This is a genomic window from Candidatus Eisenbacteria bacterium (assembly GCA_016235265.1).
Lineage (GTDB): Bacteria > Eisenbacteria > RBG-16-71-46 > RBG-16-71-46 > JACRLI01 > JACRLI01.
In genome coordinates this window covers 25,530-49,589 of the sequence record JACRLI010000024.1, presented here as the reverse complement: position 1 = coordinate 49,589, position 24,060 = coordinate 25,530, and the positions used below count along the sequence as shown (strand labels likewise).

Sequence of the window (24,060 nt, the reverse complement as noted above, 5' to 3'; positions counted from 1 at the left end):
CAGGAGGTGAGCACATGAAGAAGGGTAAGATCCTGGTTGTGGACGATGAGGTGTACATCGTTCATATCCTGGACTTCAGCCTCGGCATGGAGGGCTACGAGGTGGTGACCGCCCTCAACGGCGAGGAGGCTCTCGCCAAGGCAGCGGAGCACAAGCCCGACCTCGTGGTGCTCGACATCATGATGCCGCGCATGGACGGCTACGAGACGTGCAAGCGTCTCAAGTCCGACGACTCCACGCGCAACATCCCGGTGATCCTGCTCTCCGCCAAGGGCCGCAACGTGGACCAGAAGATGGGCTTCGAGGTGGGCGCGGACGACTACATCACCAAGCCGTTCAGCCCGCGCAAGCTGGTGGAGCGCATCAACGCGATCCTGCACCAGCAGGGCGATCTCCCCAAGCAGGAAGCGGTGTAGGCCGGCTCCGCCAGCCGTCGGTCGCACGCCGCCGTCCGCGCCGCCCCGGGGCAACCCGGGGCGGCGTTCTTGTGTACAATGGCCCAATGCCGCTGATCCGCGCCGCCGTGCTCTCGCCCGTCGAGGGGCTCTTCACCTACCGCCTTCCCGACGAATTCGCCGCCTGCGCGCGCCCCGGCTCGCGCCTGCGCCTGCCCTTCGGGCGCGCCGCGCGCGAGGGCTTCCTGGTGGATTTCGAGGGGACCGAGAAGCCCGGCCTCAAGTCGGTGACCGAAGTGCTCCCCGAAGAGTTGTCCCTGCCACCCGACCTCCTGGAACTCACGCGCTGGTCCGCTGAGTACTACCTGGCCCCGTGGGGCGAGGTGCTGATGGCCGCGGTGCCGTCGGGGGTGGCGAAGAAGAGCCGCGCGAGGCGCACCGATGCGGGCGGGCCCGCGGGCGGGCCTCCGGGACTTGCATCGGCGGACGCGGGCGGGCCGGACGAGGCGAGCCCCGGCGCGCCGCGCGTCGTGTCCCCCGGGCCGGTCGCAGCGCCCACTCCCACCCCGGAGCAGGCCGCCGCCATCGTCGCGCTCGAGGCGGCGCTGGCGCGCGGAGGCTTCGCGCCGCACCTGCTGGAGGGCGTCACCGGCAGCGGCAAGACCGAGGTGTACCTGCGCGCCGCCGAGGCCGCGGTGCGCGCGGGCGGGCAGGTGCTGGTGCTGGTGCCGGAGATCGCGCTGTCGCCGCAGCTGCACGCGCGGTTCGAGGCGCGCTTCCCCGGGCGCACCACCGTGTTCCACAGCCGGCTCACCCCGCGCGAGCGACGCGAGGCGTGGCTGGCCGCGCGCCGCGGGGAGACCGCGGTGGTGCTGGGAGTGCGCTCGGCGGTGTTCGCGCCGCTGCCGGGCCTCAGGCTGGTGGTGGTGGACGAGGAGCACGAGCCCTCCTACAAGCAGATGGAAGGGCTGCGCTACCACGCCCGAGACGTGGCGGTGAAGCGCGCGCAGGCGTGCGGCGCCACGGTGCTGCTGGGCTCGGCCACGCCCAGCCTGGAGAGCCGCGCCAACGCGCTGCGCGGCCGCTACGTCCCGCTGGGGCTCACCCGGCGCGTGGACGGGCGGCCCATGCCCGAGGTGCGCGTGGTGGACATGCGCGACCGGGCCCAGCGCCGCCGGTCGCAGGTGCTCTCGGAGGCGCTGCTCGACGCGATGGGGGAGAAGCTCGGGCGCGACGAGCAGATCATTCTGTTCCTGAACCGCCGGGGCTTCGCGTCCACGCTGCAGTGCCGCTCCTGCGGCGAGGTGGCGCGCTGCCCGCGCTGCGACGTGTCCCTCACGCTCCACCGCCAGCCCCCCGGGCTGCGCTGCCACTACTGCGGTCGCCGCGAGCCCGCGCCGGAAGTGTGCCCCAAGTGCTCGGGACCCGACCTCAAGCTTGCGGGCGCCGGCACGCAGCGCGTGGAAACGGAGCTGGAGCGGCTCTTTCCCGGCGTGCCGCTGGTGCGGATGGATCTCGACACCACCCGCGGGCGCACCTCCCATCGCGACCTGCTGCAGGCCTTCGAGGAGCGGCGGGCCTCGATCCTGCTCGGCACACAGATGGTGGCCAAGGGGCACGATTTTCCCGGCGTGACGCTGGTGGGCGTGGTGTCCGCCGACGTGGGGCTGTACCTGCCCGACTTCCGCGCCTCGGAGCGCACCTTCCAGCTGCTCACCCAGGTGGCCGGCCGGGCCGGCCGCGGAGACCAACCCGGCACGGTGGTGGTGCAGACGTACTTTCCGGAGCACCCGGCGGTCACCGCGGCGGCGCGCCATGACTCGGTGGGCTTCGCCTCGGCCGAGCTGGAAGAGCGCCGCGAGTTCCACTACCCGCCCGCGGTGCGCATGGTGAGCCTGCGCCTGGGCGGCCCGGACGAGGCCGCGGTGCGCGCGGCGGCCGGGGATCTGGCGGCCCGGGCCGCGCGGCATCCCCACGCAGGGGCGGTGGAGCGGCTGGGCCCGGCCCCCGCGGCCATCCCGAGAATCCGGAATCGCTATCGCTACCAGTTGCTGCTGCGGTCCGCGGACCTGCGCGCCCTGAGGGCCATGACCCTGGACCTGGCCCCCGGTGTCGCGTCGCGCGGCCGGGCGGTGCGCCTCGAGGTGGACATTGATCCGGTGGAGACACTGTAGGTTAGCCGTGCGGGCAACGCCCCGCGCGGGCCCGGCGTCCCAAGCATTGGAAGCCGGGCACGCCCGGGACGCCCGGTCGGGGAGCCTCAGGCGCACCCCGGCCGGGCAGCCAGTTTGAAGCTCCACCCCGTCGCCAGCGAAGTGTGCCGCGTTGGGCCAGCAGGGCGGAGTCCATCCCAACCCCCGATCCCTGGGAGGGACTGCATATGAAGCGAATCGCCACCGTACTGTCCACGGCGCTGCTGGCCCTCACGGCGCTCTCGGCCGCCTTTGCGGCCGACGCGTCCGCCGCGGAAGCCCGGGCCAGGTCCGTGAAGGGCGACGCCGCCCGCACCGGAGGCCAGGGCTGGCTGGGGATCTACATCGAGGTCCCCGGGCCGCTCACCCGCTCCGCACTGGGGCTGGGCGAGGACGAAGGCCTGATGATCACCGGCACCGTCAAGGGCGGGGCCGCCGAGAAGGCGGGCCTCAAGCGCGGCGACGTGCTGCTCAAGGTGGACGGAGCCGGGGTGTCCAGCGACGCCGAGATCCGCGAGCAACTGCGCGGCAAGGCCGGACAGAACGTGAAGATCGACCTGCTGCGCGCCGGGAAGCCGCTCTCGATCAGCGCCACCCCGGGCGACCGCTCCGAGTACCGCACGCCCGACGCGGGCGAGGAGGGCGACGAGGAGGATCGGGGAGACATCAATATCCGTGTGCCCGACATCCACGTCGAAATCCCCGACGCCCCGGACGAGGGCGACGCGCCGGAGGCGCCCGACGCCCCGGACATGCGCGAGCTCACCGTCCTGGTGGGCGGTGGCGCGTACCTGGGAGTGGAGCCGCAGAACCTGGGACGGGAACTTGCCGATGCCTTCGGTGTGCCTGATGGAAAGGGCGTGCTGCTGGCGCGGGTGCTTCCGAACAGCCCCGCCAGCAAGTCGGGCCTCAAATCGGGCGATGTGCTGGTGAAGTTCGACGGCAAGCCGCTGGAAGCGGCGTCCGATCTGCGCCGCGAGCTGCGCGCCATCCGGGGATCCAGGACCGTCCAGTTGGACGCCGTGCGCAAGGGCGACGCGCTGAAGTTCAAGGTGGAGTTGTCCGGCGGCCACGGTCGCAATGCCTCGCGCATCCGCATCCCGGATCTCGGCCGCATGCGCTGGAACTTCGGCGAGGGCGACCGCGACCGCCTGCAGGCCGAGCTCAGGGACCTGAGGGAGGAACTGAAGGAGCTCCGCACCCAGATCCGCTCCCTCCTGGACAAGGAGCGGAAATAGCCGAAGGCCCCCGGCCCCGGGCCGGAGCCTTCGGAAACCCCCGGCGGGGCGCCCGCCTCGCCGGGGTCACAGGGAAAGCAGGCCGGTCCGGGTTCTGCAGCACCTCCGTCCGGACGGGTACGGGCCTTCCCGAGTGCGCGCAAGGCGGCCCGGTCAACCTCCCCAGGGGTGGGGAGCGGGCCGCCTGTGCGTGTTCACCGCCCGGACCCTCCCCAACGTGGGCCTTGACGCGCTGCCCCCGCCTTTCTAATTTAGGCCCAAGATGTTCCCACGACGGAGGATCGGCCCGCGGCGCCCCGCGCGGGGCCGGGTCCCGTGTCCGCGGGACGCAAGGTGCCGCCGGTACTGGTGGTGGGGATTTCCCGAGGGAGAGGACGTGCTGACCATGAAATCGATCCTGCGTTGGGCGCTGGTGCTGGTGGGCCTGATGGTCGTGTACTCGCTGGCCCTGGCCGGCGTTGGCTATACCAGCCTCAAGCTGTACGTGGGCCAGAAGAACTGGCCGCGGGCCCTGATGAACGGTCCGAAGGCGCTCGAGGAGGACCCGGAGAAGCCGGACGTCTACCGGCAGTACGGGATCGCCCTCGCGGAGAGCGACTCCCTGGCGCGCGCCGGGCAGGTGCTGGCGAAGGGCCTCGAGATCGCCAAGGCCCAGAACGACGCGGACCAGCTCAAGGAGCTGACCACCACGCGCGACTACTACTACATCAAGCGCTTCAATGCGGCGGCCGTCCAGCTCCAGAACGGCCTGGAGGTGGAGGACTCGCTGGGCAAGCAGCCGGACACCAGCAAGGTCGAGGTGCGGGCGGTGCTGGCCCAGACCACCCAGAAGTTCCGCCAGTGCCTGGAGATGGCCGACGAGGCGATCTTGCTCAAGGCGGACGACGAGAAGTGCTGGTCGCTGCGGGGCAACGCGCTGGGCAAGCTGGGACGGCACGCGGAGGCGGTGCAGGCCTACCGCAAGGCGCTGGAGGTCAAGCCCGACTACCAGCTCGCCAAGGACAACCTGTTCGCCAGCCTCACCAACTCGGTGGTCACCTACATGCGCGCCCAGGACTGGGAGTCCGCGGTGGTCACCGCCGAGCAACTGGTGGCCATGGGCGACACCAATTCGCTGGTCACCATCGGCGACTGCTACACCAACAAGGCCATCGGAACACCCAAAGGCGCGCAGCGTGATTCGATGTTCCTGAAGGCCGTGACCTATTACCAGAAGTACCTGGCCAACAACCCCAAGGACACCACGGTCATCGGGTACTGCATCTCCTCGATGACCCAGGGTCACGACTCCACCTCGGCCATCGCGATGGCCAAGGGCCTGGTCGCCGCGGAGCCCTACGAGCCGTTCGGCTACATGCGCCTGGCGGAGGCCGCGAGCGGAAACTCCTCGCTCGCCAACGGGGCTCTCAGCACCTTCGCGGTCCTGGTGAAGGGCCAGCAGGTCCTCAAGCCGGAACTCAAGCCGGCCCCGAAGAGCCAGGCGGCCGGGATCCTGGCCCGGCTGGGCCCGCCGGACCGGGTGTACACGCACAGCATCGACAAGTACAAGATCCTGTGCCTGTTCTACCCGAAGAAGGGCGAGATCCACGGATTCGTGCAGGACCAGGAGTTCTTCAAGATCCTCTTCACGCCGATCTAGGCGCCGATGATCCCGCGCTACGGGGTTTCCGAGGCGCCGCTGGAGCCGTTGCGCGGACTGCGCGTGACGGTGTTCGGCTACGGCAACCAGGGCCGCGCCCAGTCGCTGAACCTCAGGGACTCCGGCGTGGACGTGCGCGTGGCGCTGCGCGACGGCAGCGCGTCCGCGGACGCCGCGCGTGGCGAGGGGCTGACGGTGACCGGGCTGGAGGAGGGCGCGCGCGCCGCCCACCTGGCCGCGCTGCTGGTGCCCGACGAGGCCATGCCGGAGCTGGTCCGGGGCCTCGCGGGCGCGTGGGCGCCCGGGTGTGTGTTCGTGCTGGCCCACGCCTACAACCTGGTCTTCGCCGGGCTGGACCTGCCTCCGGGAGCGAAGACCGCCTGCGTGGCCCCCGCCGGCCCTGGCTCGCTGGTGCGGTCGCGCTTCACCGAGGGGCTGGGCGTCACCGCGTTCCTGGCGCTCTCCGATCCCGCCGACGCGGGGCTGCGCGCGCTGGGACTGGCCTACGCCGCCGCTATCGGCTGCGCCCGCGCGGGAGTGCTCGAGTGCACCGCGCGCCAGGAGGCCGAGGTGGACCTGTTCGGCGAGCAGGCGGTGCTGTGCGGCGGGCTCACGTCGCTGGTGGGCACCGCGTTCGACACCCTGCTGGACGCGGGCTACCCGCCCGAGATGGCCTACCTCGAGTGCGTGCACCAGGTGAATCTCACCGCGCAACTGATCCACGATGGCGGCGTGGAGGGCATGCGTGACCGCATCAGCCCCACGGCGCTCTTCGGCGACCTCACGCGCTCCCCGCGCATCGCCGCCGCGTTGCGCCCGGTGTTCGCCGCGCTCCTGGACGAAATCCGCGACGGCCGCTTCTCGCGCCACCGCGACGCCGTGGCCGCCGACGGGCCCGCGCGCATGAAGACCCTCCGTGCCGCAGCCCGCCACCGGGACATGGCGGCCACCCGGGAGAAGCTGGGGCTGTAGCCCGCGCCGCCGGCGCCTCATCCCCGGTCCGCCGCTTCATTCTGGTTCCGCCGCTTCATTCTGGTTCCGCCGCTTCATCCTGGTTCCGCCGCCTCATCCCAAGTCTGCCGCCGCGGGGTCCCCCGCCCGCACCGTTCACCGACGAAACTCCTCCGTTCGCCGAAATCCGTGAGATTCCGCGTGCCGCGGGCCGTAGTCTCCTCCGTGGAGGTCGTGAGACGGTCCCGCGGCCCCGAAACGGAGAGAGAGGAGGCTCGAAGTGCGCGACACCCGATCCATCGTGTGGGGGCTGGCGCTGGTTCTCCTGGGCGCCACGCTCCTGCTGGCACGGCTCGGCGCCGTGGAGGTGTCCGTGGAGACCCTGTGGCCGGCAATCCCGGTTCTGTTCGGCGTGGCGTACCTGGCGGAGCAGAAGCTGGGTTCGGCCGTGACCTTCCTGCTGCTGGGGGCGGTGTGCTTCGGGTGCAACGAAGGCTGGCGGGGCATGTCGTTCGAGCAGTCCTGGCCGCTGCTCATCGTGGCGGTGGGCGCGGGCATCGTGGTGGGCGCATTCGAGGAGCGCGAGGCGGCGCCGCGGCGCCGGCACGCGCAAGAGAGCGCGCAGGAGGCGGACCGGGCCGCGCACGCCGGGGCAGGACCCGCGACGGCACACCCGCACGCGGCCCCCGTGCCGCCGCCGTCCCACCACCGCGCGCACCGCGCTTCCAATTCCCCCGGGCACGCCGCGTGGTTCGCCCTGGCCGCGGTGCTGGGCACCACCTTCGCCTGGTTCGCGGTTCTGGCCGTGCTTCCCCGGCTGCACCTGCACGCCGCGGCCGCGCACCCGCTGGGCTGCCTCGTGGCGCTGGGGCACGCGGCGATCGCCGTCGTGGTGCACCTGTGGCCGGCCTTGCCGCTGCTGGTGCTGGCTGGCATGATGCTGGCGATCGCTGTGGGCAGGGCCACGAATCCGCGAAACGAGGTTCGGCATGACGGTTGACACCGATCGCGTCACGGGACGGGTGATCCTCGGCGTGCTCGTCATCACGCTCGGCGTGCTCTTCACCCTGGACAACCTGGGGCTGGCCACGGCCGGCAGCGTGTTGCGGTGGTGGCCCGCGCTGCTGCTGATCTACGGGGTGGCGCGGCTCACCGGGGTGCTGTGCCGGCCGTCCGCGTTCGTCGGCGTGGTATGCGCCGCCATCGGTTTCTGGATGCTGCTCCGGGAGGCGGGCGTGGTGCACGGCAGCATCTGGGCGCTCACGCCGCTGCTGCTCATCTGGTGGGGGATCGCGCTGATGCGGGGCCGCTCCGCGCGCTGGGGGTTCTGGGTGCACCGCAACGGCCGCTGGGAGCGCCGCAGCTGGAGCGAGCGAGGTGACGTGCGGGGGGCAGGCCGCGTGATCATCGGGGGCCTGTGGGGCGAGCCCTCGGGCACGCACACTACGGGCGCGACGGGCCCGACTTCCGGGCCGCCGCCGCAGGGCGAAGCCGGTTCGATGCCGGAATCCTCGGGTGGGTCGGGACCGATTCCGGGATCCTCGGGCGGGCCGGGACCGATGCCGGGCTTCGCGGGTGAACAAGGCCCGGTTCCCGGTTCCGCGGGCGAATCCGGCCCGGGGCCAGGTTCCGCATTCGGACAGGATGCGCAGGACTCCGGTCTGGGTCAGGGCGCCCGCGCGCACGGGGACGCCGACTTCACCGTGGACGCCCTGCTCTCGAGTGTCTCCCGCAAGGTGAGCATGCAGGACTTCCGTCGTGGCGTGGTGCTCGCCGGCATGGGCGGAGCGGACATTGACATGCGCTCCGCGCGCATGGCCGACAGCAGGGCCTACCTGGAAACCAACCTGGTCATGGGCGGGGTGAACCTGTTCGTGCCCGATGACTGGGCGGTGGAGTTCCAGGGCACCACCATCATGGGCACCGTGGAGGACCACTCGCGGCGCCCGCCCCCCGGGCCTTCCCGGCGCCTGCTCATCACCGGCGTGGTGCTGATGGGCAGCCTGGTGATCAAGAACTGACCCATGCATCCGCTGCTGGCGAGCCGGGTCCGGCAGGCGCTCTACCTCGCGGCGTGGGCCGGAATCGGCGCGCTGCTCGCGGTGATGCTGGGCACCGTCCGCCCCCGTCCCACCCCGGAGATGGTGGCCTTCCTGGCCCCGCTCACATTGTTCTACGCGTTCGCCTGCCTCTCGGCGTGGTGGGTGTGCCGCGCCAATCCCCTGGCGACGACTCCCCCCGAGCGCTTGCTGGCGGTGGTGGCCGTCGCCTCCGGCCTGGCCAGCGCGGTGTGGGTGGCGCTGGGGGCGGCGTGGGCGGCGGCGCTGGCGCGCATCACGCAGCGGCCGATCGAGAGCGCGTGGCTGGTGCGCGACGCGACCGCGCTGGGCGCAGCCGGCGTGGTGCTGTACGCGCAGTCCATGGCATTTCATTACTTCCTGCTGATCGTGGAGACGGCCCGGATGGCCGAGCGGCGCCTGCTCGAGACGCAGGTGACCGCGCGCGAAGCGGAACTGCGCGCGCTTCGCTCGCAGCTCCACCCGCACTTCCTGTTCAACAGCCTCAACTCGATCAGCGCGCTGGCCGGCGGGCAGCCGGAGGCGGCGCGCCGCATGTGCCAGTTGCTGGGCGAGTTCCTGCGCGTGAGCCTGGGCCTCGGGGCGCGCCCCAGGGTGAGCCTGGCGGAGGAGCTGGCGCTGGCGGAGCTGTACCTGGGCATCGAGCAGGTGCGATTCGGCGAGCGGCTGGCGGTCGGGAAGCAGGTCAGCCCGGAGGCGTGCGCGTGCGCGGTTCCGCCGCTGCTGATCCAGCCGCTGGTGGAGAACGCGGTCAAGCACGGCGTGGCCGACCGGGTGGAGGGCGGCACGGTGCGCATCGAGGCCTGCGTGCGGGGTGCGTCGCTGGAGATCGAGGTGGCCAACCCGCGCGACCCGGAGGCGCCGCCGCGCCGCGGACAGGGCATGGGCCTGGAGAACGTCCGCCGCCGGCTCGAAGCGCTGGATCCCGCGGCCACGCGGGTGGAGGTGTTCCGCGAGCCGGACTCGTTCCGCGTGCGCCTGAGGCTGCCGGCGGTCGCGTACGAAGCAGGAGGCCCCGGTGGCTGCTGAATCGCGTCGCATCCGCGCGCTGATCGTGGACGACGAAGCGCCCGCCCGGGCGCTGCTCCGCGAGTACCTGGCCGCCGAGCCGGACGTGGATCTGGCGGGCGAGTGCGCCAACGGGTTCGAGGCGCTCAAGAGCATCGCCGAGCGCGCCCCGGGCCTGGTGCTGCTGGACGTGCAGATGCCCAAGCTGGACGGCTTCGAGGTGCTGGAGCTCCTGGAGCACCCGCCCGCCGTGGTGTTCGTGACCGCCTACGACGAGTACGCCCTGCGCGCCTTCGAGGTGCACGCGGTGGACTACGTGATGAAGCCCGTGGGGCGCGAGCGGCTGGCGGCAGCCATCGCGCGGGTGCGCGAGCGGCTCGCGGCGGGGGCGCCGGCGTCGCCCGCCCCGCCCGCCGCCGCGCTGGCGGCGGCCGCCCGCCCGCCCGGCCGGCACGCGGAGCGGGTGCTGGTCAAGGACGGCGCGCGGGTCCACGTGATTCCCGCGGACAAGCTGGACTGGATCGAGGCGAAAGACGACTACGTGGAGATCCACAGCGAGGGCCGCGCCTTCCTGAAAGCGCAGCCCATCTCCGAGCTTGCCGCGGGGCTGGATCCGGACCGGTTCGTGCGCATCCACCGCTCCTGGGTGCTGAACGTGGAGCGGCTCGAGCGGCTGGAGCTCTACGCGCGCGACAGCCGGGTGGCGATCCTCAAGGACGGCAAGGAACTGCCCGTGAGCCGCGCGGGCTACGCGAGGCTGCGCGAGCTGCTGTGACGGCCGCACGGGCCGCACGCGGCTGCACGAGCCGGTGTGGCGCGACGGCCGCGCGGCGCTCGACTTCGCACGCCCGGAGTGGGCCCGGCGCTCGCGGCCGGGCCGAAATAGCACGGGCGGCTCCGTGGGGAGCCGCCCGTTCCTGCTTCGCGGCGCCGGGCGCCGCTCACGCGGGTGCTACTGCTTGGTGACCGCGAGCTCCACGCGGCGGTTCTTGGCGCGGTTCTCGGGGCTGTCCTTGCCGTCCACCATGTTCGGGGCGACCGGCTTGGACTCGCCAAAGCTCTTGGTGCTCAGGCGCGAGGCGTCCACGCCGTGCTCGGTGAGGTACTTCTTGACCGCGTCGGCGCGGCGCTGGCCGAGCTTCATGTTGTACGCGGCGCTGCCCTTGCCGTCGGTGTGCCCGTCCAGCTCCAGCTCGGCGTTGGGGCACTCCTTGACCAGCTTGTCGGCGAGGTCATTGAGCGTCGGGTTGAACTCCGGCTTCACGACCGACTTGTCGAAGTCGAAGTACACGCCTTCCAGCGCGCCTTCCTTGATGCACGGGCCCGCCGGAGCAGGCTCTTCCTTCACCGGCTCGGGCGCGGGCGGCGGCGGCGGCGGAGCCGGAGCGGGAGTCGGCTCGGGAGCCGGCGGCGGCGGCGGCGGCGGTGGCGGGGCGGCCTTCTTCGAGTACCAGTTCATGCCCAGCGTGAGCATCCACAGCTTGTTGTTGTTGTCGTGGAGGCCGACGTTGGTCAGTTCGTTGTGGAACGTGCCGTAGGTGAAGCGGGCGTCCAGCGACTTGTGGCGCTCGGCCTCGGTGTCGCCACCCAGGAAGTACTCGAGGCCAAGCCCCAGGTTCCACAGGGGGTCGGTGTTCTCGAGCTTGCGGCCCAACGAGCTGCCCACCACGCCGGTGGCGGTGGTGCGCTGGTCCAGGCTGTCCTTCTGGGTGTTGGTCCAGAACAGCACGCCGCCCCCCGCCACGAGGTAGGGGGTGAGTTGGCTGCCGGGCGAGATCGGGAAGAGCAGGTTGGCGGTCAGCGGGCGGACGGTGGTGCGGAAGTTGTCTTCGCCCTCCAGCTTGCTCTTGTTGAAACCGTAGTGGAAGCGGGCGAATTCCAGCGTGGTGTAGCGCCAGATGCCCCACTTCAGGCTGACGGGCATGACCTGCAGGCCCATCTTCGCGTTGGAGGCTTCCGGCACCCCGTTCTGCACGGAGTCGCGGCCGCCCGTCAACCCGTAGATTCCCCCGCCGAGACCGAGCCCGATTCGCCCGGTCAGGTCGTCCGCGTACGCCGCGGTCGCCCCGATGGCGAGGAGGGCCAGCACGGCCAACATCCAGGTCTTCCTCATTCCTCGACTCCTTTCGTGAGTGCCCAAATTGCGAGTCTCCCTTCTATGTTCAAAACCCATGAGATGCTGAAGACCCCATAATAAGACCCATTACGGCTACCATGCCGGCCGAGGTGGACACCGCGCGGGCAGCGGGATAGTCTGTGGCCGCGACCCGGTTCATGCGGGTCACCGTAAGCCTTTGCCATGCAACGAGCCCGAGGGAGTGAGACCATGCTCCGCAAGTTTACCCATGAACTGGGCCGCCTGGGCCTCTTGGCCCTGCTGGCCTGCTCCGTCCCGGTCCCCGCCGCGCCCGCGGAGACCCCCGGTCCACAGGACACCCCGGCCGGCCCGCCGCCCGCCACCCTGGCTCTCGAGGACACCCTTCCGACGCCCCGCATCACCCTGCGCGAGGTGGAGGTGAAGGCCCGCCGGATGAGTCTCGACGATATCCTGGACCGCATCGCGGCCGGGGAGGCCCGGCGCGACTCCCTGCTGCAGGACCAGGTCTATGACCTCTACGCCCGCGTGGTCGCCCGGCACCCCGGGCGGCAGGATTCGGTGCTCACCATCATGGAGCAGGTCTCGCGCATCTACCAGGAGCGCCCCGACCGGATGCGCGAAGTGGTCCTGCGCCGCAGCGGGAGCAACAACGTCCAGGTACGCGCCGACCGCAGCATGAGCGAGCAGATCATCCAGTTCGCCTTCGACCCCCGGCTGCGACGGATGTACCGGTTCGAGATCCTGGGGCGCGACATCGTGGGCGGGCACGTGATCTATCGCATCTCCTTCGAACCCCGCTCCGCCCTCTACCCGCTGCCCAGCGGCCGGATGTGGGTGAACACCAACGAGTTCGTGATCGTGCGCGAGGAGTTCTGGTACCGCGGCACATCGCCCGCGCCGCTGTTCTTCAAGTCCCTGGACAACTGCGTGGTGGAGCGAGTCCGCGTGGACGGGCAATACTGGGTGATCGGCCGCATCCTGGCGCGGGCGTCGTTCACGCTTCCGATCGCCGGCATACCTCCCCAGGGGGACCTGGTCATGACGCTGAGCAACTACCGGATCAACCGCGGCATCGAGCCGTCGGTGTTCGCCGGGGAGAAGGGGGGAACGCGTTGAACTCCCGGCATTGGGTGCCTACGATCTGCGCGGCGCGCTGCGCACGCACGGGCTCCCCGGCGCACCGGGCCCCCGCGATCTCCGCACCGCGCATGCTTCCCGCCTGGTTCGCGTGCTATGCCCTGCTGGCGACGGCCGGCTTCGCGCCGCCATGCCACGCGGAAGGCCCCGGCACCGCTGCGGCCGTTCCCGCCGCGCCCGCGCGGCCCGACTCCGCCCTGGATGGCTACCTGGCCGGACTGGCCGATTCCACCCATGCGTTCTTCAAGGGCGATACCCTGGCCTTCGACAGCACCGGCGTGGACTCGCTGGACCGCCTGTACCGCGCGCACCCCGAGCTGGCGCCGGAGGTGCCGCGGGGCGAGTACGACGACCGTCGCCACGGCAGCGAGAACTCGCCGCTGCTGCGCGTGAACCGCCTCGACGGGCTGGTCACGGCCGCGCGGGTGCAGCTGGGCGGAACGCAGAAGGGCCCCGGCGCGCTGACCGTCATGGCGGGCCGCAGCTTCGGGCTGCACGAGGGCCGCTACGCCCTGGGCTGGACCCGTGCCTTCGGCGACGACAAGCGGGCGCTGGCGCTGCACCTCTCCACGTATCGCAGCACCGACTACCTGGATGCGCTGCAGGTGGAGCCCGACCCGCTGATGGCCGGCCCGCGGCTGCGCGCTCGCGGCGACGAGCTGCGCTTCCGCCGAGAGGGCTGGCGCGCCCGGGTGCTGCTGCGCACCGGCTGGCTGGCCGCAGAGGCCGGCTACCGCGACGAGCAGGCCCATACGCTGCCCTACCACGACCAGTTCCACGACTACTGTGTCACCGGCGTGCCCGCCGACCGCGCGGCGGACCCGCGCACCGTGCGCGCCCTGGGCGGAGCGCTGGCCGTGGGGGGCGACCCGGTGGTGGGGATGCTCAAGGCGGGCTACGAGCACGCGGGCTTCGGCGGCGCGTTCACCTTCAACCGCGTGCGCGTGGATGCCGCGCGCGTGCTGCGGCTGGGACGGTTCGGGCTGCTGGCGCTGCAGGCCGAATGGTCCGCGGCCGACAGCGGCGCCCCCGCGCAGGAGCGCTCGTACGCGGGCGGCTCCAATGCGCTGCAGGGCTACCCGGCCGCGGCACTCGGCGGGCGCCAGATGTACCTCGGCCGCGCCACGCTGCTGATCGGCCCCGACGTGCTGGCCACCGCGCACATCCCGCACCCCGCGTGGCTGCCGCTTTCGCTGGCGCTGTTTGCCGAGACCGGAGCGGTGCCCGAACTGGCGCCCGGCGACGGGCTCTCTCCCCGCAAGCCGCGCGGCGACGCGTGGGCCAGCGACGTGGGCGTGGGCCTGTGGTGGCGTCCGGGCCTGCCGGACCCCGCCGCGTACCTGAAGTTCTCCGCCGCGCTCCCGGTGGGCCCGCGCGCCGACCACAAGGTGCGCTGGACGCTGTCGTGGAACCGGCTGCTGGATTGGTTCTAGCTCCAGGCCGCCGGCCGCGGGCCGCGGCAGCGCGTGGGGGAAGGGGATGACACGCTTCGAGGGCACGGCAGCGGAAGTGTGGCGCGTGGTGCGCGCCCTCAACGACTCCTGGACCAAGTCCGACGGCTCCGGCCTCACGCGGTACTTCCACCCGCGCATGACCGCGATCGCGCTCGGCGTGCGCGGTCGCTACGTGGGGCAGGAGGACTGCGTGGCGGCATGGAAGGCGTTCGCCGGCTACGTCACGGTGCACAGCTGGGAGGAGATGGACCCGCGGGTCGAGGTGTTCGGGGACACCGCGGTGGTGACGTACGAGTATGAGATGTCCGTGACGCGGCGGGGGCAGCAGGAGACGCTGCGTGGTCGCGACATGATGACGCTGGTGCGCGAGGATGGGCGCTGGTGGGTGGTGGGGGATCATTTTTCGGGGTTGCCGGGAGGGTAGGGTGGGCGCGAGGGCGCGAATCGCCCTGCAGCACCGGCAGGCGGAATCCTCCCGGCCCGCTCTCCGGGATCTCCGGCTAGCTCCGCACCACCTGCCCGAACCTCTTCCCCCTCACATCCTCCGCCCCCGCCAGGTACCGCGCCAGACTGTCCGCGTAGAAGTTCCAGCCCTCGAGGTGGTTCCCGCGCAGTTCGTCCCAGCCCTCGGGCCAGCGGTCGTGCACCAGCAGGAAGTGGGTGCGGCTTCCGGGGAGTTCGTCCAGGGTGATGCTGACGCGCGTGGCGGGAATACACTCCAGCTGCGGGCCCTGCCATTCAAAGGCCAGCCGGTGCGGCGGTTCGAAATCGAGATACGCGCCGTATCGGGAGTGATTTCGCGCGGCGTCCCCGGCGCTATGCCACTCGATGCGATAGCGCCCGCCCGGCCCGGGCCACACTTCGTGCACGGTGAAGAACCAGCGGTCCAGCCGCGCGGGCTCGGTGAGCGCGGCGAACACCGCTCCCGGCGGAGCTTCCAGGTCCCGCTCCACCACGACCGGCGGCGGTGGGATCATTTCGTGTCCACCGGAATCACCGCGCCACCTCCTTGATCGCACCACCACGGCGTGAAATCACTTCGCCGCCTCCCGCCGTTTCCCCAGCAGCCACGTCCACAGGTCTTCCTCACCGAACGCCCGGTCCCAGCAGTCGTGGCCCGCGGCGGCATACTCCGTGTACTTCACGTCCGCGGCCCGGGCCTGGAGTGCCGCCACGATGCGGCGCGACTCGCCCACGGGGATGATCGGGTCCCGCGCCCCGTGGAACAGCCATGCCGGCAGCGCGGCGACGCGCGCGGCCACGGCCGCGTAGGGATCGTCGGCGGCCATCAGTTCCGGCGCCAGGCGCACCGAGTGCTTGTCGTCGGGAGGCACCAGGCCGCCGCACACACTCACCACGGCCGCCCACCGGGTGGTGTCCTCCCAGGCGAGGTGCCAGCACCCGTAGCCGCCCATGGAGAGCCCGGTGAGGTACACGCGCGCGGGATCGCCTGAGAACTCCGCCATCGCGCTGTCGAGTGCCGCCAGGGCCGCGCGGCCCGGCTCGCCCAGCCACGAACTGTCGTCAGGGGCCTGCGGGAATACCGCGAGGAGCGGAAAGCGCCCCGGGTTTCTCCGGATCGCCGGCCCCAGCCCGATCTTCACCTGCCGTTCACCGTCGCTGCCGCGCTCGCCGGAGCCGTGCAGGAACAGTACCACCGGCCAGCGTTTCGCGGCGTCGAATCCCGGCGGCACGTACACGCGGTAGGGGTAGGCCTGGGCTCCGATCCGGGCCGCGCGAGCCACGAAGACAGTGTCCGGCGGCGCGGCCAGCGCGCGCGAGGGCAGCAGCAGGCACACCAGCAACAACAGGGGGCAGACATCCAGGGTCCTCACGTGATCTCCTCCGCGTGGCCTCCGCCGGCGCAGGCGGGGTTCTGCGATCCGCTACTCCAGCCCCAGTTCCTCCAGGCGGTCCTCGTCGAGCCCGAACAGGTGCGCCACCTCGTGCGCCACGGTCACCTGGATCTCGTGGATCAGCTCGCGGCGGTCGGGGAAGTCCAGTTCCAGCGGCCGCTGGAAGATGGTGATGCGGTCCGGCAGCGTGCCGCTCTCCATCACCGAGCGGTCGATGAGCGGCGTGCCCTCGTACAGACCGTACAGTCCCATGGGATCGTCGATGCCCTGCTCCTCGAGTTGCTCGCGGCTGGGGCGGTCCTCCACCACCACGACGACTTCGCCCAGGTACTCGGAAATCTCCTCGGGCATGGAATCCAGCGCCTCGCGCACCACCTGCTCGAATGCGCGCCGGTTCATCTCGCGGCCTCCGCCGCGCGCGGATGAAGCGTCATCTCAGTCGATCTCCTCCTTCAGCGGGCCCTGCAGCGCCCACGCCCCGTCGCGCGCGACGATTCTCCCGAATGTCGCCGTGCCGGGGTGGTGCGCGAAACAAACCCACCAGCCTTCGGCGCACGCGCGCGCGAGGAAGCGCCGCTTGGTCTCGAGCACGGTGAGCGGGTGATGATCCAGCGCCGCGATCCACGGCAGGCGCACGTGCGGCGTCAGCGGCAGCAGGTCCACCGGGTAGAACACCGCCCGGCCCCCGGAGCGCAGCAGGATGCCGCGGTGGTGCGCGGTGTGCCCGGGCGCGCGGACGAAGTGCACGCCCGGCAGCGGCTCGGCGTCCTCGTCCGGGCCCACCCACTCGGCCGCGGCCTCGAGGCATTCCAGGTCCTCGCCCCGGTACCCGCCGCGGGTGAACTCCACCGGGTGGTGCGCGTCGTGCCATTCGCCGCGGTCCATCACCACGCGGGCGTTGGGGAACGCCGGCAGCGGCCCCGCCCCGTCGCGCCGCGTGGCGCCCCCGGCGTGGTCGAAGTGCAGGTGCGAGAGAACCACCAGGCCGATGTCCCCGGGCTCCACACCGAACGCGCGGATCAGGCCGCGCACCGGGGCGTCGTCCTCGATGGCGTAGATGTCCCGGAACCTGGCGTCGGTGCGCTCCCCGATCCCGGTGTCCACCAGCGCCCAGGTGGGGCCGCTGCGCACCAGCAGCGGGTGCACGCCCAGGCGCACCCGGTGGCGCTCGTCGGGCGGCGCCAGGGGCTCCCAGAAGGCGCGCGGCACCACGCCGAACGCCTGGCCGCCGTCCAGCCGGAATGAGCTTTCGTGGAGCACGTGAACTTCCAGGCTGCCCAGTCGCAAGCGGTGCGTCCTCCCGGTGCGCGCCCCGGAGCATACCGCCGAACGGCCCGACCCTCAATTGACAGGCGCGGCCCGGGACGATACCTTTGCGGACACCTTCATTCATAGAGAGGCCCATGCCGAAAGCCAAGACCAGACGGCGCGCCGCGCCGGCCCCGGCCCTCACCCCGGCGCTCATCAAGAAGCTCCCGAAGACCGATCTCCACGTCCACCTCGACGGCTGTGTCCGCATCCCCACGATGCTCGACCTCGCGAAGGAGCGGCGCGTCCGGCTCCCCAGCCAGAACCCGGTGAAGTTGCGCAACTTCATGCGCGCCGACCGGGGGGTCAAGGACCTCACCGAGTACATCCGCAAGTTTGACGTGACGCTGAGCGTGATGCAGGACCGCCCCGCCATCACGCGCATCGCCTACGAGCTGGCGGAGGACGCCGCGCGGGAGAACGTGCGCTACATGGAGGTGCGCTACTCGCCCATCCTGCACGTGAAGCGCGGCATGAAGCTGCCCGAGATCGTGGACGCGGTGATTGACGGGCTGCGGCGCGCGGAGCGCGACTTCGGGATCCGCACCGGGCTGATCATCTGCGGCATCCGCCACATCCTGCCCAAGTGGTCGCTGGAGCTGGCGGAGCTCACGGTGGCCTACAAGAACCGCGGCGTGGTGGCCTTCGACCTGGCGGGCGCGGAGAAGGACTTCCCGGCCAAGGCGCACAAGGCGGCGTTCCAGAAGATCCTCAAGCACAACATCAACAGCACCGTGCACGCGGGGGAGGCCTTCGGGCCGGCCAGCATCGCCCAGGCCATCCACCATTGCGGCGCGCACCGGATCGGGCACGGCACGATGCTCAAGGAGGACCTGGACCTCCTCAACTACGTGAACGACCACCGGATCCCGCTGGAGATCTGCCTGAGCAGCAACGTCCAGACGCACGCCGTGGCGGACATGCGGCACCACCCGTTCAAGTTCTACTACGACTACGGCCTGCGCGTGACGCTCAACACCGACAACCGGCTGATGTCGAACACCACCGTGACCCGCGAGCTCTCGCTTGCGGTGAAGACCTTCCACCTGGGCCCCGCCGACCTGCGCAACATCATCATCAATGGCTTCAAGTGCGCGTTCCTGCCGCTCCACGAAAAGGTGGAGATGCTCCGCCAGGCGATCATCGACATGGACGAGATCCTGGCGGAAGGCACCGACTTCATCCCGGGCAAGGAGTACCTGTGATGGCCGACGGGCCGGGGTTCGACAAGAAGGGCATCCTCATCGGCATCGCCGGCGGATCGGGGTCGGGCAAGACCCTGGTGGCGCAGACCATCTTCGAGGAACTGGGCTCCGACCAGGTGGTGATCCTCAAGCAGGACTTCTACTACAAGGACCTCTCCGAGATCCCGATGAGCGAGCGCGACGTCCGCAACTTCGACCACCCCGACGCGTTCGACATGGACCTGCTGCGCAGCCAGGTGAAGTCCCTGCTCAAGGGCGGCTCCGCGGACGTTCCGGTGTACGACTACAAGACGCACCTGCGCACCACCGACGTGCGCCGGGCCGGCCCGCACGCCATCGTGGTGCTGGAGGGCATCCTGGTGCTGCTCGATCCCGAGCTGCGCTCGTGGATGGACATCCGCTGCTTCATCGACACCGACGCCGACGTGCGGCTGCTTCGCCGGCTCAAGCGCGACATCGTGGAGCGCGGGCGCGACGTGGAGTCCGTGCTGCGCCAGTACGAGCTCACCGTGCGGCCCAGTCACCTGCAGTTCGTGGAGCCCAGCAAGCGCTACGCCGACGTGATCATCCCCGAAGGCGGCTTCAACCTGGTGGCCATCGACCTTCTCAAGACCAAGATCCGCTCCATCCTGGCGGGTCACCGCCACCCGCAGGAGGCGTGACGTGGACGGCTGGACCCCCAAGGCGGGCGGCTGGATCGAGGTGGTCTGCGGCAGCATGTTCAGCGGCAAGACCGAGGAGCTGATCCGGCGCCTGCGCCGCGCGCAGATCGCGCGGCAGAAGGTGGAGATCTTCAAGCCCGCGCTGGACGACCGTTTCGCCGCCGACCAGCTGGTCTCCCACGGGGAGCAGCGCATCCCCTCGCGCGTGGTGCGCAACGCGCGCGAAATCCTCGAGTACTCCGGCGAGGCCCAGGTGATCGGCATTGACGAGGTGCAGTTCCTGGGAATGGACGTGGTGCCCGTGGTGCAGCAGCTCGCGGCGCAGGGCAAGCGCGTCATCTGTGCCGGCCTGGACCAGGACTACCGCGGCCGGCCCTTCGAGCCGGTGCCCCAGCTCCTGGCGATCGCCGAGTACATCACCAAGACGCTGGCGATCTGCGTGGTGTGCGGCGGCCCCGCCAACCGCACCCAGCGCGTGAGCGGCGGCAAGGAGCGCATCCAGGTCGGCGCCGGTGGCATGTACGAGGCCCGCTGCCGCAACTGCTACGAGCCCCCGGCCGAACCGTAGGGCAGGCACTCGTGCCTGCCGAGGCAATGCTGCCACGCAGTCGGGCATGAACGCCCGGCCTGCGTGCATAGGAGATCTCCCCGTGAAACTGGCCCGCGCCGCCCGCTGGTTCCTGCCGTTGCTCGTGCTGCTCCCGCTCGCCTGCTCGCCGAGGAAGACCGCGGACCAGGGCGCCGCCCCGCCCGGCGGCCCCCGCGTGGGCCTGGTGTTCGACGTCGGCGGCCGCGGCGACCAGTCCTTCAACGACTCCGCCTACCGCGGCCTGCAGCGCGCCGCGAAGGAACTGGATGCCGACATCTCCAACCTCATCGAGCCCAGCGAGGGCAGCGACCGCGAGTCGGCCCTGCGCACGCTGGCAGCCAAGAACCTGGACATCATCTTCGGCATCGGCTTCATCTTCACCGACGACCTCAACCGCCTGGCCGCCGACTACCCGAAGCAGAAGTTCGCGTGCGTGGACTACGCGCTGAAGGAGGGCGGGCAGGTGCCGGCCAACGTCCAGGCGCTCAAGTTCCGCGAGGAGGAGGGCTCGTTCCTGGTGGGCGCGCTGGCGGCGCTGCTCTCCAAGCCCCACAAACTGGGGTTCGTGGGCGGCATGGACATCGCCCTGATCCACAAGTTCGCCGCCGGGTTCCGGGCGGGTGCTGCGTACGCCGACCCGAGCGTGAAGGTGTCGGTGAAGTACGCCGGCGTGACCGGGGACGCCTTCAAGAACCCCACCAAGGGCAAGGAGCTGGCGCTGGGCATGTACGCCGAAGGCGCCGACATCATTTTCCACGCCTCCGGATCCACGGGGCAGGGCGTGTTCGAGGCGGCCAAGGAGCAGAAGAAGCTCGCCATCGGCGTCGACTCCGACCAGTGGCGCCCCGAGTACGACGGCGTGGTGCTGACCTCGATGATCAAGAACGTGGACGAGTCGGTGTTCCAATCGGTGAAGACCGCCCACGACGGGACGTGGAAGGGCGGGGTCGTGGAACTGGGCCTCAAGGAGGGCGGGGTGAACTACGTCTACGACGCCCACAACCGCGCCCTGATCCCGGACCCGGTGCGCGACCAGGTGGAGCGCATCCGGCAGAAGATCGTGGCGGGCGAGATCCGGGTTCCGAAGCAGTAGGCGGCATTCAATCCGGTGCCGCCGGACCGCCGGGCAGCAACCGGCCGGGCAACTGCCCGGCCCTTGCGTGCATCCAAAGGGTGGAGTAGCCTTGTACAGAGGCCGATACTCCCCCTGGGCGCCCAATCCAAGGACATGCGGATGCGGATTCGAACCGGCACGATTAAGCCCATCCTGACCGGCCTGCTCCTCGCAGGCTGGCTCGTGGCGCTGGTGGTGCCGGCGTGGGCGTGCGTTGCCTGCTGCTGCTGCGGCGACGAGCCGGCCCCGGTCCAGGGCCCGGTGTTTTCGGGCTGCGGCTGTGACATGACGCCGTCTGCGCCCTCCCAGGCCGCGGCCGAGCAGATCGTAAACCCCTATGCCCAGGTTTCCCTCGTTGCATCCCAGGCCGCCCCGGCGGTCCGGCTCGCGGTTCCGGCCGGGCGCTTCGCGGCCGCCCGCGCGCTGCCCTGGAACTCCCCGTCACCACCTCGAGCTTTCAGCACCATCCTCCAGATCTGATCCGCTCCTCTCGCACCGTCCGTAGATTCCGGAAATAGGCGCGACATTTCCCATTCCTGCCATGCAGGGAGGAGCCAATCCATGTTCCGTTCCAGCACCCTGGGCGCCGCGGCGCTCGTTGCGGCGGCATTCCTGGCCGTCGGTTGCACCAGGAGCAGCCAGCCAGCCGCCCCCAAGCCCGTCGCCCAGACCCCGCCTGCGGCCGCGACCGACCTTCGCGGGCGTGAGGATGCCCACCACCAGTACGCGATGAATGCCACGGACCCGCACAGCCTGCACGCCGAGACGACGCGCTATGCCACCGACATGCACGCCATGATGGACACCTTGATGGCCACGTGCCGCGGGATGCAGATGTCCGGCGGGGGAATGATGGGCGGCCACTCCGAGGCCGACATGGCGGCGATGACGAAGCGCATGTCGGATCTCGTGGACATGCACGGTTCGCGCATGGCCGGAACCCACGACATTGGCGAGATGCGCGCGGAGTGCGATGCGCACCACAACGGCATGGAGGTAATGCTCGCAGAGATGGACGTCATGATGCCGTCGGGCGACCACCACGGGCACGGGATGAGCGGCAGGAAGTAGCAGGCCCTCCGGCCCGGTTCACGGGCGCAGGTGCCACAACACCAACCGCCTCTTGGATGGAGGATTCAACATATGCCGTCGAACAGGCTTACGTGGGCGCTGCTGGTCTTGCTGGCGATCCTGCCCGGCGCCGCTCTCAGCCAATGCGCCGGGATGGGCGCGGGCGGGCACCGGCACGATGCCGACGCCGCAAGCAAGGCGGATGAGAAGGACCAGCGGATGATCCGCGACATCCTCCGCGACGAGGGCCGGCGGGATTTGCTGCTGGAAGCGGTGTTCGAGGATGCGGATTTCATGCAACGGGTCATCGACCGGGTCGCGCAGACTTCGAAGTTGCGCCAGATGGTCCTGGAGAGTCTCGGGGTGTCGGGCGAGGGAGAGCAGGCGGCGCACTCGGACACCAACCGGAGCCGCCAGCCGCGGATGAAATCGGGGCAAGAGACGTTCGCGTACGGCTGCCCCATGCACCCCGAAGTGAAGTCGAACAAGCCGGGCAAGTGCCCGAAATGCGGGATGTTCCTCGAGCGGGCGAAGCCTGCCGGGCGAGGCCCGGGCGACTCCACATCGAAAGGAGACCAGGGGTCGTGAGGAAGCCCTGGAACTGCCGGCGCCGCGACGTCCGGACGGCGGCGGCTTTCTGCCGGTTGCGCCTCCCACAGCTTGGGAGGAGACTGCGGGCGCATATGCCGATCCAGACTCACCCCGAACGGAGGCTGTTCCCATGAGATACCGGCGATTCCCGTGGCGCTCCGGGGGTGATCGGGGCGCATCCGCTCTCGCGGTGCGCCGCGCCGCCGCCGGTTTCCTGCTGCTGTGCGCCGTGCTGCCGCCGACCGCCGCCCGGGCGCTCGACCTCCCCGGCCTGCTGGCCGAGGTCCAGTCGCAGAACCCCATGTTGGTCGCGCGCCGGGCCATGGCCCAGGCTGCCGGCGAGCGCGTGTCGCGCGCCGGCGCCTGGGACAACCCCATGCTGGAGTTCGGCGCGGTGAATGTTCCGAGCAACGGCCGCTTCGACATGGAGCCGATGACCATGACCATGGTGGGGCTGGCGCAGAAGTTCCCGCTCTTCGGCAGCCGGGGCCTCGCCCGGCAGGCGGCGCGGGACGCCGCGAGCGCGGCGGTCTCCGCCGCGGAGTTCTCGCGCTTCGAGGCGCTGGGCATGGCCTGGGAGAGCTACGCGGACGCCTTCTACGCCGGCGAGCTGGCCCGCACCGCCGGGCACCACCGCGGGGCGATGAACCAGTTGCTCGAGTCGGCCCGCGCGCGCGTGGCTTCCGGCACCGGGCGGCTGGACGATGCGTTGCGGGCCGAGGCGGAGGGGGCTCGCGTGCTGGTCAACCTGAGCGATTTCGAGGCCGAACGGCACTCGGCCTGGGCGCGCCTGCAGGCGTTGCGCGGCGTCGGCCCGGAGGGCGAGGTGGACACCCTGGTGCCCTTCGCCGAGGCGGCCGTGCCGACAGACCCCTCGGTGTGGCTCGCTGCGGTTTCGCCGGGCCACCCGCGCCTGCGGGAGCTGGACGCCACCGTGTCGCGCTACCGCAACGAGGCCCGCTCGGCGAGGCGGATGGTCTGGCCGGACATCGAGCTGCGAGGCAGCTACAGCTGGCGTCGGACCCTGGAGGACGGCACGCGGCAGGACAACATGTTCAGCGCCACCGCGGCGATCATGCTGCCGCTGTTCGCCTCGAGGCGGGAGCTCGCGGAGGCGAGGGAGATGGACGCCATGGCCCGCGCCGGCAGCGCCGAGCGCCTGGGGTCGGAACTGGAGCTTCGGCAGCAGGTTTCGGTCGCCTGCTCCGAGGCTCGCGCCGCCCGGCGCAATGTGCGGCTGCTCGCCGACACCGTACTGGTGGTCCAGCGTCGGGCGCTGGAGGCGTCCTGGGCCTCCTATCGGGCGGGTGCGACGGACCTGTGGCGGGTGTTCGAGGCCAGTCACGAGCTGTACAACGAGGAGATCGCCCTGATCCGGGCCCGGCAGGCGCTCGCGCGCGCCGAGGCGCGCCTGGTGGCGCTGACCGGAAGAGTGGACTTGTTCGGGGTGGTCCTGCCGCCCGTGAAGGAGTGA

General features: G+C 71.0%; 25 protein-coding genes. 20 read left to right on the top strand and 5 right to left on the bottom strand.

What is annotated here, in order from left to right; genetic code table 11:
* Positions 1–14 precede the first annotated feature (14 nt).
* From HZB25_13385 to HZB25_13345, 9 genes are all read left to right on the top strand, one after another.
* Positions 15–416, top strand: coding sequence for a response regulator (locus tag HZB25_13385; GenBank protein MBI5838226.1), 402 nt, complete (start codon positions 15–17; stop codon positions 414–416).
* Positions 417–502: 86 nt separating this feature from the next.
* The gene (gene priA, locus HZB25_13380) at positions 503–2,569 is read left to right on the top strand and encodes a primosomal protein N' (GenBank protein MBI5838225.1); all 2,067 of its coding nucleotides are present in this window, start codon (positions 503–505) and stop codon (positions 2,567–2,569) included.
* A 206-nt stretch (positions 2,570–2,775) separates the two neighbouring features.
* Positions 2,776–3,825, top strand: coding sequence for a PDZ domain-containing protein (locus HZB25_13375; protein MBI5838224.1), 1,050 nt, complete (start codon positions 2,776–2,778; stop codon positions 3,823–3,825).
* A gap of 376 nt (positions 3,826–4,201) precedes the next feature.
* Entirely contained in the window at positions 4,202–5,464 is a 1,263-nt protein-coding gene (locus HZB25_13370; GenBank protein ID MBI5838223.1) for a tetratricopeptide repeat protein, read from the top strand.
* Positions 5,465–5,470: 6 nt separating this feature from the next.
* Positions 5,471–6,436, top strand: coding sequence for a ketol-acid reductoisomerase (gene ilvC, locus HZB25_13365; GenBank protein MBI5838222.1), 966 nt, complete (start codon positions 5,471–5,473; stop codon positions 6,434–6,436).
* A gap of 259 nt (positions 6,437–6,695) precedes the next feature.
* A complete protein-coding gene (locus tag HZB25_13360; GenBank protein ID MBI5838221.1) occupies positions 6,696–7,415 on the top strand; it encodes a hypothetical protein in 720 nt (239 codons plus the stop codon).
* Entirely contained in the window at positions 7,405–8,436 is a 1,032-nt protein-coding gene (locus HZB25_13355; protein ID MBI5838220.1) for a hypothetical protein, read from the top strand. Before HZB25_13360 ends, HZB25_13355 begins: the two co-directional genes overlap by 11 nt.
* A 3-nt stretch (positions 8,437–8,439) precedes the next feature.
* Positions 8,440–9,522: a histidine kinase gene (locus HZB25_13350; GenBank protein ID MBI5838219.1), complete on the top strand. Its 1,083-nt coding sequence runs from the start codon at positions 8,440–8,442 to the stop codon at positions 9,520–9,522.
* Between the two features lie 10 nt (positions 9,523–9,532).
* A complete protein-coding gene (locus tag HZB25_13345) occupies positions 9,533–10,276 on the top strand; it encodes a response regulator transcription factor (GenBank protein MBI5838218.1) in 744 nt (247 codons plus the stop codon).
* Positions 10,277–10,453: 177 nt separating this feature from the next.
* Here HZB25_13345 and HZB25_13340 read toward each other — a convergent pair whose 3' ends face one another.
* On the bottom strand, positions 10,454–11,614 hold the full coding sequence (locus HZB25_13340) for an OmpA family protein (protein ID MBI5838217.1): 1,161 nt from the start codon (positions 11,612–11,614) through the stop codon (positions 10,454–10,456).
* 213 nt (positions 11,615–11,827) lie between these two features.
* Here HZB25_13340 and HZB25_13335 point away from each other — a divergent pair, with 213 nt between their 5' ends.
* The 3 genes from HZB25_13335 to HZB25_13325 all read left to right on the top strand — a co-directional run bounded on the left by HZB25_13335 (position 11,828) and on the right by HZB25_13325 (position 14,614).
* Entirely contained in the window at positions 11,828–12,715 is an 888-nt protein-coding gene (locus HZB25_13335) for a hypothetical protein (protein MBI5838216.1), read from the top strand.
* A gap of 92 nt (positions 12,716–12,807) precedes the next feature.
* The gene (locus HZB25_13330) at positions 12,808–14,169 is read left to right on the top strand and encodes a BamA/TamA family outer membrane protein (protein MBI5838215.1); all 1,362 of its coding nucleotides are present in this window, start codon (positions 12,808–12,810) and stop codon (positions 14,167–14,169) included.
* 46 nt (positions 14,170–14,215) lie between these two features.
* The gene (locus tag HZB25_13325) at positions 14,216–14,614 is read left to right on the top strand and encodes a nuclear transport factor 2 family protein (protein MBI5838214.1); all 399 of its coding nucleotides are present in this window, start codon (positions 14,216–14,218) and stop codon (positions 14,612–14,614) included.
* Between the two features lie 76 nt (positions 14,615–14,690).
* Here HZB25_13325 and HZB25_13320 read toward each other — a convergent pair whose 3' ends face one another.
* Genes HZB25_13320 through HZB25_13305 form a run of 4 tightly spaced genes read right to left on the bottom strand, consistent with a single transcriptional unit; the run spans position 14,691 to position 17,333 of the window.
* The gene (locus tag HZB25_13320; protein MBI5838213.1) at positions 14,691–15,167 is read right to left on the bottom strand and encodes an SRPBCC domain-containing protein; all 477 of its coding nucleotides are present in this window, start codon (positions 15,165–15,167) and stop codon (positions 14,691–14,693) included.
* Between the two features lie 57 nt (positions 15,168–15,224).
* Complete coding sequence (locus HZB25_13315; GenBank protein ID MBI5838212.1) at positions 15,225–16,025, bottom strand: prolyl oligopeptidase family serine peptidase; 801 nt, start codon at positions 16,023–16,025, stop codon at positions 15,225–15,227.
* 51 nt (positions 16,026–16,076) lie between these two features.
* On the bottom strand, positions 16,077–16,445 hold the full coding sequence (locus HZB25_13310; protein MBI5838211.1) for a metallopeptidase family protein: 369 nt from the start codon (positions 16,443–16,445) through the stop codon (positions 16,077–16,079).
* Between the two features lie 36 nt (positions 16,446–16,481).
* On the bottom strand, positions 16,482–17,333 hold the full coding sequence (locus HZB25_13305) for an MBL fold metallo-hydrolase (protein MBI5838210.1): 852 nt from the start codon (positions 17,331–17,333) through the stop codon (positions 16,482–16,484).
* 116 nt (positions 17,334–17,449) lie between these two features.
* On the opposite strand from HZB25_13305, the gene add reads away from it, so the two are divergent.
* From add to HZB25_13265, 8 genes are all read left to right on the top strand, one after another.
* Positions 17,450–18,559 carry an adenosine deaminase gene (add, locus tag HZB25_13300; GenBank protein ID MBI5838209.1) on the top strand — a complete coding sequence of 370 codons (1,110 nt, stop codon included), beginning with the start codon at positions 17,450–17,452 and terminating at the stop codon, positions 18,557–18,559.
* Entirely contained in the window at positions 18,559–19,221 is a 663-nt protein-coding gene (gene udk, locus HZB25_13295; GenBank protein MBI5838208.1) for a uridine kinase, read from the top strand. The genes add and udk overlap by 1 nt, the downstream gene beginning before the upstream one ends.
* Before the next feature lie 55 nt (positions 19,222–19,276).
* The gene (locus HZB25_13290; GenBank protein MBI5838207.1) at positions 19,277–19,789 is read left to right on the top strand and encodes a thymidine kinase; all 513 of its coding nucleotides are present in this window, start codon (positions 19,277–19,279) and stop codon (positions 19,787–19,789) included.
* Between the two features lie 46 nt (positions 19,790–19,835).
* A complete protein-coding gene (locus tag HZB25_13285; GenBank protein MBI5838206.1) occupies positions 19,836–20,903 on the top strand; it encodes a BMP family ABC transporter substrate-binding protein in 1,068 nt (355 codons plus the stop codon).
* A gap of 141 nt (positions 20,904–21,044) precedes the next feature.
* On the top strand, positions 21,045–21,404 hold the full coding sequence (locus HZB25_13280; protein MBI5838205.1) for a hypothetical protein: 360 nt from the start codon (positions 21,045–21,047) through the stop codon (positions 21,402–21,404).
* Positions 21,405–21,485: 81 nt separating this feature from the next.
* Positions 21,486–21,995 carry a hypothetical protein gene (locus HZB25_13275; GenBank protein MBI5838204.1) on the top strand — a complete coding sequence of 170 codons (510 nt, stop codon included), beginning with the start codon at positions 21,486–21,488 and terminating at the stop codon, positions 21,993–21,995.
* Positions 21,996–22,067: 72 nt separating this feature from the next.
* Positions 22,068–22,583, top strand: a complete 516-nt coding sequence (locus HZB25_13270; GenBank protein ID MBI5838203.1) for a hypothetical protein — start codon at positions 22,068–22,070, stop codon at positions 22,581–22,583.
* A 133-nt stretch (positions 22,584–22,716) separates the two neighbouring features.
* Positions 22,717–24,060 carry a TolC family protein gene (locus HZB25_13265; GenBank protein MBI5838202.1) on the top strand — a complete coding sequence of 448 codons (1,344 nt, stop codon included), beginning with the start codon at positions 22,717–22,719 and terminating at the stop codon, positions 24,058–24,060.

Bases quoted from the DNA above. Each gene is read 5' to 3' on its own strand.
- HZB25_13350 (MBI5838219.1), top strand. From the start codon at position 8,440: ATGCATCCGCTGCTGGCGAGCCGGGTCCGGCAGGCGCTCTACCTCGCG.
- HZB25_13290 (MBI5838207.1), top strand. From the start codon at position 19,277: ATGTTCAGCGGCAAGACCGAGGAGCTGATCCGGCGCCTGCGCCGCGCG.
- HZB25_13265 (MBI5838202.1), top strand. From the start codon at position 22,717: ATGAGATACCGGCGATTCCCGTGGCGCTCCGGGGGTGATCGGGGCGCA.
- HZB25_13325 (MBI5838214.1), top strand. From the start codon at position 14,216: ATGACACGCTTCGAGGGCACGGCAGCGGAAGTGTGGCGCGTGGTGCGC.
- HZB25_13320 (MBI5838213.1), bottom strand. From the start codon at position 15,167: ATGATCCCACCGCCGCCGGTCGTGGTGGAGCGGGACCTGGAAGCTCCG.
- HZB25_13340 (MBI5838217.1), bottom strand. From the start codon at position 11,614: ATGAGGAAGACCTGGATGTTGGCCGTGCTGGCCCTCCTCGCCATCGGG.
- HZB25_13375 (MBI5838224.1), top strand. From the start codon at position 2,776: ATGAAGCGAATCGCCACCGTACTGTCCACGGCGCTGCTGGCCCTCACG.
- HZB25_13355 (MBI5838220.1), top strand. From the start codon at position 7,405: ATGACGGTTGACACCGATCGCGTCACGGGACGGGTGATCCTCGGCGTG.
- udk (MBI5838208.1), top strand. From the start codon at position 18,559: ATGGCCGACGGGCCGGGGTTCGACAAGAAGGGCATCCTCATCGGCATC.
- HZB25_13310 (MBI5838211.1), bottom strand. From the start codon at position 16,445: ATGAACCGGCGCGCATTCGAGCAGGTGGTGCGCGAGGCGCTGGATTCC.
- HZB25_13275 (MBI5838204.1), top strand. From the start codon at position 21,486: ATGTTCCGTTCCAGCACCCTGGGCGCCGCGGCGCTCGTTGCGGCGGCA.
- priA (MBI5838225.1), top strand. From the start codon at position 503: ATGCCGCTGATCCGCGCCGCCGTGCTCTCGCCCGTCGAGGGGCTCTTC.
- HZB25_13270 (MBI5838203.1), top strand. From the start codon at position 22,068: ATGCCGTCGAACAGGCTTACGTGGGCGCTGCTGGTCTTGCTGGCGATC.
- ilvC (MBI5838222.1), top strand. From the start codon at position 5,471: ATGATCCCGCGCTACGGGGTTTCCGAGGCGCCGCTGGAGCCGTTGCGC.
- add (MBI5838209.1), top strand. From the start codon at position 17,450: ATGCCGAAAGCCAAGACCAGACGGCGCGCCGCGCCGGCCCCGGCCCTC.
- HZB25_13335 (MBI5838216.1), top strand. From the start codon at position 11,828: ATGCTCCGCAAGTTTACCCATGAACTGGGCCGCCTGGGCCTCTTGGCC.
- HZB25_13285 (MBI5838206.1), top strand. From the start codon at position 19,836: ATGAACGCCCGGCCTGCGTGCATAGGAGATCTCCCCGTGAAACTGGCC.
- HZB25_13385 (MBI5838226.1), top strand. From the start codon at position 15: ATGAAGAAGGGTAAGATCCTGGTTGTGGACGATGAGGTGTACATCGTT.
- HZB25_13330 (MBI5838215.1), top strand. From the start codon at position 12,808: ATGCTTCCCGCCTGGTTCGCGTGCTATGCCCTGCTGGCGACGGCCGGC.
- HZB25_13280 (MBI5838205.1), top strand. From the start codon at position 21,045: ATGCGGATTCGAACCGGCACGATTAAGCCCATCCTGACCGGCCTGCTC.